Origin of the sequence: Isoptericola sp. NPDC056573 (genome assembly GCF_042793335.1) — a bacterium.
Classification (GTDB): Bacteria; Actinomycetota; Actinomycetes; order Actinomycetales; family Cellulomonadaceae; genus Isoptericola.
Map to the genome: position 1 here is coordinate 206,038 of NZ_JBHTUY010000005.1, position 14,166 is coordinate 220,203.

The 14,166-nt window shown below is 73.3% G+C and carries 9 protein-coding genes; 2 read left to right on the forward strand and 7 right to left on the reverse strand.

All coding sequences use genetic code 11. The annotated features are described in order from the left end of the window. Positions 1-25: 25 nt before the first annotated feature. Positions 26-6,133: an Ig-like domain-containing protein gene (locus tag ACFQ8E_RS10865; protein ID WP_430550560.1), complete on the reverse strand. Its 6,108-nt coding sequence runs from the start codon at positions 6,131-6,133 to the stop codon at positions 26-28. Positions 6,134-6,438: 305 nt separating this feature from the next. On the opposite strand from ACFQ8E_RS10865, the gene ACFQ8E_RS10870 reads away from it, so the two are divergent. Together ACFQ8E_RS10870 and ACFQ8E_RS10875 are read left to right on the forward strand one after the other, a co-directional pair. Next, positions 6,439-6,936 (forward strand): YajQ family cyclic di-GMP-binding protein, encoded by a 498-nt coding sequence (locus ACFQ8E_RS10870; protein WP_429764848.1) that lies wholly within the window; start codon positions 6,439-6,441, stop codon positions 6,934-6,936. Between the two features lie 38 nt (positions 6,937-6,974). Next, positions 6,975-7,856 carry an HAD family hydrolase gene (locus tag ACFQ8E_RS10875; RefSeq protein ID WP_430550561.1) on the forward strand — a complete coding sequence of 294 codons (882 nt, stop codon included), beginning with the start codon at positions 6,975-6,977 and terminating at the stop codon, positions 7,854-7,856. Here the strand turns inward: ACFQ8E_RS10875 and ACFQ8E_RS10880 are convergent. From ACFQ8E_RS10880 to ACFQ8E_RS10905, 6 genes are all read right to left on the reverse strand, one after another. After that, the gene (locus ACFQ8E_RS10880) at positions 7,829-8,701 is read right to left on the reverse strand and encodes a potassium channel family protein (protein WP_430550562.1); all 873 of its coding nucleotides are present in this window, start codon (positions 8,699-8,701) and stop codon (positions 7,829-7,831) included. The genes ACFQ8E_RS10875 and ACFQ8E_RS10880 overlap by 28 nt on opposite strands. Before the next feature lie 60 nt (positions 8,702-8,761). Continuing rightward, positions 8,762-9,655: a zinc metalloprotease HtpX gene (htpX, locus tag ACFQ8E_RS10885; RefSeq protein WP_429764854.1), complete on the reverse strand. Its 894-nt coding sequence runs from the start codon at positions 9,653-9,655 to the stop codon at positions 8,762-8,764. A gap of 141 nt (positions 9,656-9,796) precedes the next feature. Further along, positions 9,797-11,203 carry an FAD-dependent oxidoreductase gene (locus ACFQ8E_RS10890; protein ID WP_430550563.1) on the reverse strand — a complete coding sequence of 469 codons (1,407 nt, stop codon included), beginning with the start codon at positions 11,201-11,203 and terminating at the stop codon, positions 9,797-9,799. A gap of 176 nt (positions 11,204-11,379) precedes the next feature. Further along, on the reverse strand, positions 11,380-12,465 hold the full coding sequence (locus ACFQ8E_RS10895; protein ID WP_430550564.1) for an NAD(P)/FAD-dependent oxidoreductase: 1,086 nt from the start codon (positions 12,463-12,465) through the stop codon (positions 11,380-11,382). Further along, positions 12,465-12,989 (reverse strand): isoprenylcysteine carboxyl methyltransferase family protein, encoded by a 525-nt coding sequence (locus ACFQ8E_RS10900; protein ID WP_430550565.1) that lies wholly within the window; start codon positions 12,987-12,989, stop codon positions 12,465-12,467. The genes ACFQ8E_RS10895 and ACFQ8E_RS10900 overlap by 1 nt, the downstream gene beginning before the upstream one ends. Continuing rightward, the gene (locus tag ACFQ8E_RS10905) at positions 12,986-14,068 is read right to left on the reverse strand and encodes a type III polyketide synthase (RefSeq protein WP_430550566.1); all 1,083 of its coding nucleotides are present in this window, start codon (positions 14,066-14,068) and stop codon (positions 12,986-12,988) included. Before ACFQ8E_RS10905 ends, ACFQ8E_RS10900 begins: the two co-directional genes overlap by 4 nt. Positions 14,069-14,166: the final 98 nt, after the last annotated feature.

Sequence of the window (14,166 nt, forward strand, 5' to 3'; positions counted from 1 at the left end):
GGAGTCGTGGTCCGGCTGGACGGGGTCACCAGGTGGTCGCGGCATATCGCTTGCCGTCGATCACCACGGCGACCTGGGTGCCGTCGTAGCCGTAGTAGCAGTCGAGCTGGACGGTGGTCGAGGCGCCGAGCTTCACGTCGTAGCCGGGGCCGCCCGGGGTCGTCCAGACCTTGCTGCCCGTCATGCGGATGTTGTGCCAGCCCGCGGTCGAGTCCGGGTTGTTGTACGACCAGCACTCGACGCGGTGGGACTTGCCGTCGAAGTCCTTGGCCGTGACCTTGAAGTAGTTGCAGTTGCCGGACGAGCAGCCGTCCTGCACGCCGGTCCGGTTGCCCTTCGACACCGTCGCCTTCGGCTGCGGCGGCGCGTCCGTCTTGCCCGTGACGGAGGTCCACGCTCCCCAGCCCGCCTCGTTGTGGGCGCGGGCCTGCAGCGTGTAGGTCTTGCTGTAGCCCGTCGGGACACCGACGGAGGCCGGCCACGAGGTCTTGGTCCCGCCGTCCGAGGCGCTGCCCGACAGCTTCCACTCGATCTTGTCGACCGCCCGCCCGCCGTTGCTGCTCGGGGCGTTGATCGAGAACGACCCGTCGTCGACCCGGCCGGTGCCGTTCTTGGTCCCGCTCCAGCTGAGGCGCGGGTTTCCCGGGGTGGTGAACGGGGTCACGGAGCCCGAGCTGTCCGACCAGTCGGAGCAGGTGTACTCGTTGCACGCCTGGACCTGGAACGTGTACTTGGTGCCGTTGGACAGGCCCTTGTAGGTGTACGACGTCACGTTGCCGACGTTCTTCCCGCCGGAGCCGTTGGCCCGCACCTGGTAGTACGGGGCCGGCCCCCGGAACTCCGCCGCCGCGCTCCAGCTCACGTCCGCCTGGCCGTTCGTGGTCGAACCGAGGGCGGCCTGCACGTTGCCCGGCACCGTCGGCGTGCCGTACGGGACCACCGCGTTGGACGCGGGGCTCGCGGCGGAGACGTCGGCCTTGTTCTCGGCCCGCACCTTGAAGGTGTACGTGGCGTTCGTCTTGAGGTCCTGCACCGTCTGGGACCGCGCCTTGCCGACCTTGACGGTCTTGACCTGGGAACCGCCCTCGTACACGTCGAGGTAGTACATGTCGATCGGGGCGCCGTTGGTGTCCGGCTCCTGCCACGACACGGTCGTCTGGCCGCCCACGGCCGTGTCCACCCGGCTCGCCTTCGGGGCCGCCGGGGCCGCCGGGGGGCCGGCGGGCGTCTCCGGGGAGGATGCATCGCCCCAGTCGGACGGGTCCGGGGCGTCGTTCAGCGCCTGCGCCCGCACCGTGTACGCGGTGCCGTTGGTCAGGCCCTCCCACACGGTCGAGGTCCCCTCGACGCACGGCTTCTGGATCTTGCCGTCGGCCGGGGCCGGGCTGATCTCCAGGTTGACGCACGTGATCGCGGACCGGTCGGTGTAGTCCTTGTTCGTCCACGTGACGGTGAGCTGCTCGTCGCCGAACTCGAGCTTCGGCGCCGCCGGCGCGTCGGGCTTCTGGTCCGGCCGGGCGCTCTTCGACGCCGCCGACTCGTCCGAGTCGCCCACCTCGTTCGTGGCCGTCACCGTGAACGTGTACTCCACGTCGTTGGTCAGCCCGTCGAAGGTGCACGTCGTGGTGGCGCACTCCTGGGTCTTGCCGTCCGAGGCGTGCAGCGTGTACCCGGTGATGTCGGCGCCGTTGTTGTTCGGCTGCTCCCAGCTCAGCACCACCGTGCCGGAGCGCACCTCCTCCACCGTGGGCGCGCGCGGCGGCTCCGGACGGCCCAGGACGGTGACCGTCACGGTGCCCTCGACCTGGCGGTCCGGGTCCTGCGTGGCGTCGTGCACCGCGTAGCGCGCGGTGAGCACACCGTGGAAGTCCTCGTCCGGGGTGATGATCACGTCCCGGTCGTCGTACGACACGGTGCCCGACCCGGTCTCGCCGTACGCGCCGACCACGGTCAGGTCCTCGCCCGGGAACGGGTTGGTGTCGTTCTCCAGCACCGGGATCGTCACCGGCTGCCCCTGGTGGGCGTCGGGCACCTTGTCGGGCGTCGTCTGCACGAGCGGGCGCGTGGAGCCGACGACCGTGAGCTCGAGGTTGCCGCTGACGGGCGGGTTCTTGCCGTCGGACACGGTGAACGCGACGTCCGCGGCGGTGCCCTTGGGCACCGACGGCTCGACCTGCGCGGTCACGGTGCCGCCCGACACGGACGTCGTGATGCCCTTCGGGCTCTCGACGTCGAAGGTCAGCTTGTCCTTGTCCGGGTCCTTGACGTAGCGCGACAGGTCGACCGTGCTGTCCTCGCCCGCCGCGACCTGGAGCGTCGGCGAGCCGACCACCTTCGGCGGCTGGTTCGTCGAGGGCACGACGTCGATCGGCAGCGTGAGCACCGCCTTGTTGCCGTCCTCGTCGTCGGGCCCGTCGCCGTCGGTCACCTCGAAGCTCACCGACGCCGACCCGGCGAAGTCCTCGCTCGACGTGAACTCGATCGTGTCGGCGTCCTGCACGACCGCGGTCCCCTCGGTGACCCCGACCGACTTCTCCTCGGTGATCCGGGGCTCACGACCGTCCCGGACCACCACGAGCTCGCCCAGCTCGACGGGCAGCGGCTCGCCGCTGACCGCCTGGAGCGGCGTCGAGCCCGGCTTCACGTAGGGACGCGACTGGTCGCCCGGCACGCGCACGAAGGCCTTGGCCTGCAGCCCGTCCACGTCCGTGACGGTGTAGGTGATCACCTGCGCCTGCGGCGTCAGCGCCACCTGCACCTGGCCGTCCTCGCGCACGGTGACGCCCTCGGACGCCTGGTCCACCGACACCTCGAGGTCGGCACCCACGCCGTCGGGGTCGACGTCGTTGGCGAGGACGTCCACCGTGACCGTCGAGGCGTCGCGGACCTGCTCCGCCGTCACCACGTCGTCCTTCGCGACCGGCCGGAGCAGCGGCGCGTCGGCGTCCACGTTCACCGTGACCGACCCGGTAGAACGTGCCTTGAAGGCGTCCTGGACCGTGTAGTAGAAGGATGTCGCGCCCTCGTCGGCGGGGGCCTCGAGGACGATGTCGTCCTCGACCGCCTTCGGCGTCAGCCCGTCCGGCAGCCCGTCGAAGCCGTCCTTGACGAGGCCGATCTCGTCGCCGTCGGGGTCGTTGTCGTTCTCCAGCGCGCGGACGGCCACCGTGCGGCCGGGCCGCACCGTGGTCTCGTCGTCCACGGCCTGCGGGGGCTGGTTCGTCTCCGGCGGCGCGGCGATGCCCACGCGCACGGTGCCCTGGCCGACCGCTCCGCGGGTGTCGGTCACCTGGTAGGTGAAGGAGTCGAAGCCCGCGGCGCCCTCCGCCGCCGTGTAGTCGACGAACCCGTCCACGATCGTCGCCGTACCCTGCTCCGGGGCCGCGGCGATCGAGCTCAGCGTGACCTGGTCGCCGTCGGGGTCGGTGCCGTCGAGCGCGAGCGGGATGCGCACCGTCTTGCCGCTGAGCACCCGCGTCTCGGTGTCGGGCACCTGCGGGGCGGTGTTCTCCTCGTCGTCCTTGATCGTGATGGTGACCTGCGCGGAGTCCTTCTGACCGTTGCTGTCCCGCACCTCGTAGACGAGGTGGGCGGTGCCCGCCTCGGGACCCGCCTTGAACCGCACGGTGTCCTCGGAGACGAACGCCTCGCCGAGCTCCGCCTCGGGCTCCTCCTGCAGCTCGTCGTTCAGCTCGACGTCCAGCCCGTCCGGGTGCGTGTCGTTGTCGAGCACGGGGACGGTGACGACGTCGCCCGTGTGGACGATCGCCTCGTCGGCACCCGCGTCCGGCGGCCGCAGGGTGTTCGGGGCCGGGATGGGCACCACGCGCACCTGGCCGGTGGCGGAGCCGGTGCCGTTCGCGACGGTGTACTCGAAGGTCACCGGCTCGTCGAGCCGCTGCTTCTCCATGACCTTGAGGACGTCGTGGTTGAGCACCGCCACGTCGACCGGGGAGTCGTCCGGCACGGTGACCGACTGCACGACGAGCACGCCGCCCGCCGGGTCGGTGTCGTTCGCCAGCACGTCGAGCAGCGCGGAGCCGTCCGACGGCAGCAGCACCTGGTCGGAGACCACGACCGGCGGGGCCGCGTCCTCCGGCGGCGCGACGACGTCCACCCGGACGAGCCCCGTCGTCGAGTTGGGGCCGTCGCTCACCTGGTAGGTCACGTCGAAGGACCCGGGCTCGTCGCCCTGCACCGTGAACATCCCCGCGTTGAGGTTGTTCGAGAACGACAGGCCCTTCTTCTCGGTCACGTGCACGAGCCGGAGCGGGTCGCCGTTGGGGTCGGTGTCGTTCTCGAGCGGCCGCACGGTGACCGGCTGGCCGGCGAGCACCGTGACGTGGTCCTGCACCGCGACCGGTGGCTCGTTGGTCGCCACGACCTCGACGATCAGCGTCCCCTCCACCGGCTTGCCCCGGGAGTCGGAGACCGTGACGTCGACGATCTTGCGGCCGGTGGCCGCCCCGCCGTCGCGGAACTCGATCGTCCCGTCGGGCCGCGAGCGCACCTCGTCCTTCGGGTCGCCCGTGCTGGCGTGGGACAGGAACAGGTCGTCGCCGTCCGGGTCGCGGAAGTACGGCAGCACCTTGATGCTGGCGGTGCCGTCCTGGCCGACCCGCAGCACGGGCTCGCCCGTCTGGGTCGGGGCGTCGTTCTCGGACTCCGGCACCACGGTGAGCGTGACCTTCGCAGTGTCGGACCCGTCGCGGCCGTCGTCGACCACGTAGGTGAGCGTCGTGCTCCCCGTCGCGTCCGTGGGCACGTCGGCCTGCAGCGCGGCGCCGTCGAGCACCCGGTCCACGGCGATGTCACCGGTCGGCTCGCCGTCGACCTCGACGGTCATGACGTCGCCGTCGGGGTCGACGTCGTTGCCGAGCACGTTGAGCACGGTGGTGCGGCCGGGCCGGACGCCGAACGAGTCGTCCTTCGCCTGCGGCGGCCGGTTCTTCTTGTCGCGGTCGGCGACGAACTGGTCGACCTGCTCCGGCGTCGTCTCCTCGGACTCGGTCTTCTCGCCCTCGTCGTTCTCCGGGATGGTCAGGTCCCAGTCGTCGACCTTCTGGAACTCGTCCGCCGCCATCCACAGGGTGCCGCGGGCCACGTCGTTGAGCACGATGACGTCGCGGTTCACGCGGTAGACGAGGCTGCTGTCGGCGGAGAGGCCCTCCAGGACGACGTCCTGGTCGTCGTCGGTCCCGGGGCAGTCGCGCACGACCTGCCCGGACACCGACCAGGCGCCGTAGACGCACTCGCCGAGCTGGACGGGCCGCGCGGGCGTGCCGTTCGCGGTGCGCTTCGTCGGCGTCCCGCCGTCCAGCGGCTGGGAGACCAGCCCGCGCGAGGTCGCGAGGAGCACGATGTCCGAGTCGGGCGACGGCTGCTGCAGCTGCGCCTCGGCGCCGCCGTCGATCTCCACCGCGTCGCCCCCGGGCAGCACGACCTTGCCCGTCGAGCGGTCGAGCACCACGGGCTCCTCGCCCACGGTGGTCACCTGCACGTCGGTCCCCGGCTGCACCGAGAGCCGTTCCTCCTCGGGGTCCTCGGCCGTGCCGCGCGCGCTGGTCGGGATGGTCCACAGCTTCTGGTCGGCCGGGGACGCCACGACGGCGGTGCCGCCGGTGCTCACCTCGAGCCGGGCGCCCTTGCCCACCTTCTCGAGCACGGGCTCCGTCTCCTCGGGGTCGAAGGACGCCGCCCCGTCGAACGGGAGCACCCACACGCTGCCCGACTCGCCGTCGTAGATCGCGGTGGTGGCGCTGCCCGAGGCGACCTGCGCCCCTCCGGGCAGCTTCATCGTGCTGGTCAGGGCGAGCTGCGCCGGGTCGACGGGGCTGGCCGAGGAGTCCCCCGTGCTCGACAGGAGCACGCGCTGCGCGTCCTGCTGGACGTCGAAGCCCGTCGTGTTGGCGTACAGCGTGCCGTCGAGCGCCTTGGCCTCGTAGTTGAACCGGCCGATCTCGCCGTCGGCGGCGTTCGTCACCCACACGCCGGAGTCGTTGAGGTCGACGTCCACCGTCGCCTCGCCGTCGTACCAGAGCGCGAAGCCGGTCAGCCCCGCGCCGAAGAGCGCGACGACCCCGACCGATGCGATGGACCGACGGTTCTCCACGGCACGAGAGACGAGGCTCATGCGGTTCGGTTCCTCTCCTACTTCTGGGCAGGTGCGGACAGCGGCTGGTGCGACAGCCCGCGCGCTACCGTCGCGCCGCGGGCGGAGGACCGGTCTGACCCATCTGGGGAAGTTGCCTGGGAACCGGTGTGATGCAAACCTCGGCGAACCCTACCGAAGACGCCCGACATGACGCCGTCCGTCTCGATGGGTAGGCCTCCCCATGCACCGCCGCACTACGGTAGTGGGCGAACCCCACCCACCTGATACGTCCGGGCCCGGATCGCACGCCGATCTGAGCAAGACCAGAGCAGCAAGGAGCAGTCGTGGCCGACTCGTCGTTCGACATCGTCAGCAAGGTGGACCGCCAGGAGGTGGACAACGCCCTCAACCAGGCCGCCAAGGAGATCGCGCAGCGGTACGACTTCAAGGGGGTGGGCGCGTCCATCGCGTGGAGCGGTCAGGACACCATCGTCTTCGAGGCGAACTCCGCGGAGCGCGTGCTCGCCGCCCTCGACGTGTTCCAGACCAAGCTCGTCAAGCGCGGGGTCTCGCTCAAGGCCCTCGACACGGGCGAGAACGAGCCCCAGTCGTCCGGCAAGGTCTACCGGCTCGCCGGCTCCCTCAAGGAGGGCCTCGCGGGTGAGAACGCCAAGAAGGTCACCAAGCTCATCCGCGAGGAGGGCCCCAAGGGCGTCAAGACGCAGATCACCGGCGACGAGGTCCGCGCGACGAGCAAGTCCCGCGACGACCTGCAGGCCGTGATCGCGCTCCTCAAGGGCGCGGACCTCGACTTCGCGGTCCAGTTCGTCAACTACCGGTGACCGCACGGGCGGGCGGCGCACGCCGCGGGTTGCCGCGCGTGGTCGCGACAGACCTCGACGGCACGCTGCTGCGCTCGGACGGCACCGTCTCCGCGCGCACGCGCCGCGCGCTGCGGGACGTGGAGGACGCCGGAGTCGAGGTCGTCTTCGTCACCGCCCGCCCGCCCCGCTGGCTGGCCGACCTGGGCGACCTGGTCGGCGGCCACGGCCGGGTCATCGCGCTGGGCGGCGCCGCGGTCTGGGACCTGGGCTCCGGCCGGGCGCTGGACGCCTGCGGCTTCGGCGAGGGCGTCGTGCAGGAGCTCGTCGCCGGGCTGCGGGCGGCCGTGCCCGGGGTCGGCCTCGCCGTCGAGACCGTCCGCGGCCCGGCCTTCGACCCCTGGTTCCCCGACGGCGAGCCCGGGCTCGACCGCGGCCTGCGGGCCGTGCCCGTCGAGGACGCGCTGCGCGGCGGGGACGACGCCGTGGCCAAGCTGCTCGCCGTCCGGCCCGGCACACCCACGCAGGGCTTCGGCGTCGTGCAGCGCGGCGACGTCCGGGACGACGACCAGGAGGTGTTCTTCGACCGGGTGCGCGAGGTCGTGGGCGGCCGGGCCGAGCTGCACTACTCCGGCGCCGCCGGGCTGGCCGAGCTGCTGCCGCCCGGCGTGACGAAGGACGTCGCGCTCGCCCGGTGGTGCCGCCGGCTCGGCGTCGACGCCCGCGACGTGTGGGCCTTCGGCGACATGCCGAACGACCTGCCGATGCTGCGCTGGGCCGGCCGCGGGCACGCCGTCGCCAACGCGCACCCGGACGTGCTCGCCTGCGCGGACGCCGTCGTGCCCGGCAACGACGACGACGGCGTCGCCGCCGCGCTGGAGGCCGCGCTCGACGTCTCCCCGCGCGTGGACGGCTACTCCGCGGAGCCGCTCTCCCCCTGAGCCTGCGTGCGCTGCCGGTCGGCGACGAGCTGCGCGCGCAGCTCCTGCACCTCCGCGACGAGCAGCGCCACCTGCGCCTGGCTGACCATGCCGACGGGCGCCTCCCCCGCCGCACCCAGGCGGTCGTCGGGCGACGACGTGTCGGTGACCCGCTCCACCAGCCAGGACGAGAGCGTCGCCGTCACGACGCCCAGCAGCGCGATGCCCCCGAGCATCAGGCAGACCGCGATGACCCGGCCCGTCGGGGTCACCGGCGTGAGGTCGCCGTAGCCGACGGTCGTGATGGTCACCATCGCCCACCAGAAACCGTCGCCGAGGTTGACGATGGTGGCGCCCGGCGCACCCCGCTCGGCCTGCGTCACCGTCAGCGCTCCGACGACGACCAGGAGCGCGGTGCCGGCCACGGCGAACCGCACCACGCGTCCCCGCAGGCGCACGGCGTTGACGCGGTTGAGGCGCACCACCACGGAGACCAGCAGCAGGGGGCGCAGCACCGGCAGCACGACCACGGCGAGCTCGAGCGGGTGCCGGCGCACGTACCGCCACGGGTGCGGGGCCAGCCGGGTGCGCACCACGTAGTCCAGGACGAAGAGCAGCCACGTCACCCCGAGCACGACGGAGCAGACGGCCCGCACGTCCGGCGAGACGTCCGGGCGCGCGATCGGGATCGCGTACGCGACCAGGAACAGCAGGGAGATCGCCGTCAGCGGCCACTCGGTGGCCGCCTGCCAGCGCCGCAGGCGCGCGTGACCGGCGTCCGGGTGCGACGACGTCGGGCGCTCGCGCTGCCCGGGCTCGGCCGTGTCACGGGTGTCGTCCCGGCCGCCCGGCGGGGCTGAGGTCATCGCAGGTCAGCCTGGCAGACCGACGTCGGCCACGCTCCCCGAGCGCGGCCGCGCGGGGCGTCAGTAGCGGGTGATTCCCCCCGGGCCGAAGCCCGTGCCGCCGGCCATCTTCTCCAGGCGGGCGATGCGGTCCGCCATCGGCGGGTGCGTGGAGAACATCTTCGCCATGCCGGCGCCGCGGAACGGGTTGGCCAGCATGAGGTGGGAGACGTTCTGCAGCTCGCGGGTCTGCGGCAGCGGTGCCTTCGCCGTGCCGGACTCCAGCTTGCGCAGCGCGGACGCGAGGGCCATCGGGTCGCCCGTGAGCTTGGCGCCGTCCTCGTCCGCGTCGTACTCGCGCGTGCGGGAGATCGCCATCTGGATCATCATCGCGGCGAACGGCGCGAGGATCGCCATGGCCAGCGCGGCGAGCGGGTTGCCGCCCTCGCGCCGGTCGCCGCCGCCGAAGATCAGCAGGAACTGCGCCAGCGAGGTGATGACGCCCGCCATCGCGGACGCCACCGAGGACGTGAGGATGTCGCGGTTGTACACGTGCATCAGCTCGTGCCCGAGCACGCCGCGCAGCTCCCGCTCGTCGAGCAGGCGCAGGATGCCCTCGGTGCAGCACACCGCCGCGTTCTTGGGGTTGCGCCCGGTCGCGAACGCGTTCGGCGCCTGCGTGGGCGAGATGAACAGGCGCGGCATGGGCTGGCGGGCCTCGGTGGAGAGCTCCCGCACGATGCGGTACATCTCCGGCGCCTCGAGCTCCGTCACCGGGTAGGCGTGCATCGCCCGGATCGCGATCTTGTCGGAGTTCCAGTAGCCGACGAACGTCGTGACCAGACCGATCCCCACGAAGACGACGAGCATGCCCGCGCTGCCGCGGAAGAACAGCGCCCACAGACCGAGGACCACGGCCCACATGACGCCGAAGAGCGCCGCCGTCTTGAGACCGTTGAAGTGCTGGTGGCCCATGTGTCCTGCCGTCTCCTTCCGTGCGCCCTGCCCGCGCCGGCGCGCCGGCAGGATGTCACGGGGTGAACGCGCCGAGAGCCCGGGCGGTTCCCGCCCGGGCCCTCGTGCCGATCCGTCGGTCCCGCCGTCAGGCTCGCACCGTCACGCGCGGCCCTTCGCGATGTCGAGCATCTCGTCGCGCGGCACGACCTTGATCCGCTCGCGGCCGTGCGGCTCGCCCAGCGCCTTCTCGTGCTCGTCGAGGAGCACGAAGTGGTCCCACTCGACGACGTCCACGCCGCGGTCGGCGAGGAAGTCGAGGACGGCCTGCGGGTCCGCCTGCGTGGCGGTACGGCCGGACGCGAGGTCGCCGATCGCGACGTCGCCGCCGTCGCCCACACCCGTGACGTCCTCCACGAGGTGGCGGATCGTCTCGGACGCGTCGGACTTGGTGTGGCCGATGAGGCCGACCGGCCCGCGCTTGATCCAGCCGGTGGCGTACACGCCGGGCAGGTGCTCGCCGTCGAGGTCGACGACGCGGCCCTCGCGGTTGGAGATGACGCCCTTCAGCTCGTCGAAGGGGATCTCCGGCAGCGGCGAGCCGAAGTAGCCGACCGCGCGGTAGACGGCCTGGACCGGCCAGTCGTGGAACTCGCCCGTGCCCTTGACCGTGCCGTCGCCCTGGAGCGCCGTGCGCTCGGTGCGCAGCCCCACGACCTTGCCGTCCTCGCCGAGGATCTCGGCCGGCGCGTGCAGGAAGTGCAGGTGCAGGCGGCGCGAGGCCTTCTGCGTCGACGGGTCGACGAGCGTCCAGTCCGTGAGCGTCTTGACGACCTGCTTGGTCTGGTTGGACGACTCGACGGCGGCCATCGAGCCGTCGTCGAACTCGTAGTCCTCGGGGTAGACGACGATGTCGACGTCCGGCACGTGGCCGAGCTCGCGCAGCTCCAGCGGCGAGAACTTCACCTGCGCCGGGCCGCGGCGGGCGAACACGTGCACGTCGGTGACCGGCGAGGACTTGAGGATGTCGTAGACGTTGGCCGGGATCTCGGTGGGCAGCAGGTCGTCCGCGTGCTTGGCGAGGATCCGCGCGACGTCGAGGGCGACGTTGCCGGCGCCGAGCACGGCGACCTCCTTGGCCTCGAGCGGCCAGGTGCGCGGCACGTCGGGGTGGCCGTCGTACCAGGACACGAAGTCCGCGGCGCCGTACGAGCCCTCGAGGTCGATGCCGGGCACCGGCAGCTCGTGGTCCTTGATCGCGCCCGTGGAGAAGATCACGGCGTCGTAGAACTGACGCAGGTCGTCGAGCTTGAGGTCGACGCCGTAGTCCACGTTGCCCAGCAGGCGCACGTCGCCGCGGCCGAGCACGCGGTGCAGCGCGGTGATGATCTGCTTGATGCGCGGGTGGTCCGGGGCGACGCCGTAGCGCACGAGGCCGAACGGGGCGGGCAGGCGTTCGAAGAGGTCGATGCTCACGTCGAGGTCGGTCTTCGACAGGATGTCCGCGGCGTAGATGCCGGCGGGGCCTGCGCCGACGATCGCGACGCGCAGAGGTCGGATGCTGCTCACTGCGGGATACGCCTTCCGGATCGGGGATGCGTGGCGTTCGATTCTAGGAGGATTCTCCTGCGATCGGGTGAGGCTTACCTCACCTGTCAGGGTCCAGCCTTACCCAGGGTGCCACAACCGTCCCGCCATGTGAACGGCTTGTCTTGCAGATCGGTCACAGTTGCCTCGGGCTTTCATCAGCGCGCCAGTCGTTCGACCACGGCGCCGTACAGCGCCGGCGCCCGGGCCGCCGCCGGCACGACCCGGCCGCGCAGCGGCGACGTCGCCGCCGCCACGAGCCCGGACGTGAGCCAACGCACGTCCCGGGTGGCCCGGGACCACGCCCGCTCGTACCCGGCCGGGTCGTCGAGGTCCGCGACGGCGGCGCGCGCCTGCGCGAACCCGACCCGCAGCCCCTCCCCCGTCAGCGCGTCCACGTAGCCGGACGCGTCCCCGACCAGCCGCACCCGCCCGGCCGTCCGCGCCCGGCTGCGCACCCGCATGGGCCCGGCACCCCGCACCGGCCCGGCCGCCGGCGCGCCCGCCAGCCGGTCGGCCAGCTCCGGCAGGGTCGCGAGCGCCGCGTCGAGGTCCGCGCCCGCCGGGCCGAGCACGGCCACGCCCACGAGGTCCAGGGCCACGGGCGTGACGTACGCCTCGACCCCGGGAGCCCAGTGCACCTCCACCAGGTCCGTCCACGGCGCCACCCGGAAGTGCCGGCGGAGCCCGAACCGCCGCCTCCGGTCCCGGCCGACGCGCCGGCGCGCGCCGCCGGGGGGCCCGTCGTCGCGCAGGTCGAGGCCCACCTCCCTCCGCACCCGCGAGTGCAGCCCGTCGCAGGCGAGCAGCCAGCGGCCACGCACCCCCGCCGCCACGGCGCCCTCGGCGTCCTGCACCACCGCCCCGGCGCGCCGGGGAAGCACGGACGCGCCGGCGTCGAGCGCGGCCGCGTGCAGCGCGGCGTGCAGGGCGGTGCGGCGCACGCCACGACCGGGCCCGACCGCGAACCGGTGATCGGCGACCACCCCGTCCTGGCGGTAGGAGATCCCGAGCAGCGGCCAGCCCGGCGGGTCGACCCCCAGCCGCCGCACCGCGGCGAGCGTGCCCGGCATCAGCCCCTCGCCGCACGCCTTGTCGACCGGTGCCGACCGGGGCTCCAGCACCACGACGCCCAGCCCGGCCCGCCGAGCCTCGATCGCCGCCGCGAGGCCGACGGGGCCGCCGCCGACCACCAGCACGTCCGTCTCGACGTCGACGCCCTGCTCGGGCGGGCGGCCGGACATCAGCCGGCCTCGACGGCCCGCAGCGCGCGTTCCTCCGCGGGGATGCGGAAGCCCAGCAGCAACCAGGCGTTCAGGACGGTGAACACCAGCGCCGTCACCCACGCCGTGTGCACCAGCGGCAGCGCGACGCCCTCGACGACCACGGCCACGTAGTTGGGGTGCGCCAGCCAGCGGTAGGGGCCGCGGCGCACCAGCGGCAGCCCGGGCACCACGATCACGCGCGTGTTCCACCGCTCCCCCAGCGTCGCGATGCACCACCAGCGCAGCCCCTGGCTCGCGAGGACGAGCGCGAGCGTGGGCCACCCCAGCCACGGCAGGAAGGGCCGGTCGGCGACGACGACCTCCACGACGCACGCCACCAGCAGGCCGGTGTGCAGGGCGACCATCGCCGGGAAGTGCCCGCGGCCGGACTCGACGCCCCCGCGCGCGAACGACCAGCGGGCGTGGCGCGCCGAGACCACGAGCTCGGCCAGCCGCTCCACGCCGGTCGCGAGCACCAGGGCGGCGTAGAACGCCGCGCTCATGCCGCCCCCGCGCCGGCCGCGCGCAGCAGCACCAGCTCGACCGCCACGCCGGGCCCGAACGCCATGAGCACCGCCCACCCGCCCGGCGGCGGCGCGCCGTCGTCGAGGGTCGCCGCGAGCACGTGCAGCACGGACGACGACGACAGGTTGCCCTCGGCCGCCAGCGTCGCGCGGGTGCGGGCCAGCGCCTCCTCGGGCAGGTCGAGGGCGTCGCGCACGGCGTCGACGATCTTCGGCCCGCCGGCGTGCACCACCCAGGTGCCGACGTCGGCCGGCTCCAGGCCGTGCGCCGCCAGCAGGTCCTTGACGTCCCCCGCGAGGTGCGCCCGCAGCAGCTGCGGCAGCTCCGCCGACAGCACGATGCCGAACCCGGTGTCCCGGACCTCCCACCCCAGGAGCCGCTCGGTGCCGGCGTAGAGCCGGCCGCGGGCGTCCACGACCCAGGGCGCGGGGCGCGGGCCGCGGGGCACGACGTCGTCGCCGGCGACGACCACCGCGCTCGCCCCGTCCCCGAAGAGGCCGGACGAGAGCAGGTTCGCGGTCGAGCCGTCGTCCCGCTGCAGCGTGAGCGAGCACAGCTCGACGGAGACCAGCAGCGCCACCTGGTCCGGGTGCCCCGCGAGGTACTCGTGCAGGTGCGCCAGCCCGGCGGCGCCACCCGCGCACCCGAGCCCGAAGGACGGCACGCGGCGCACGTCGGGCCGCAGCCCCAGACGGGCCACCAGCCCGGCGTCGACCGACGGCGCGCCCACGCCCGTCACCGACGTGAAGAACAGCAGGTCGACGTCGCCCGGCTCCACGCCCGCGGCCGCCAGCGCCTCCCGGCACGCCCGCTCGGCCAGCGCCGTCCCCTCGCGGGCGAACACGGCGTTGGCGTCCGCGAACCCGAACGGCCGCTCGTAGTCGGCGAGCGGGAGCGCGAGGTGCCGGGTGCGCACCCCGGCCGCGGCGTGCAGCCGGCGGGCCAGCTCGCGGCGCGGCCCCGCGTCTGCCAGCAGCGGGGCGACCATCTCGGCGATCCGCCCCTGGGGGTGCGCCGGACCGGGCAGGACGGGGGCGACGGCGAGGACGCGCGACATGCTTCGCATCGTGGCACCGGCGCCGCTCTCCCGCGCGCGGGCACCCCGCCGGACGCGGCAGACGCGCGCCGCGAGCCTTCCTTCCGCGCGAGAACCCC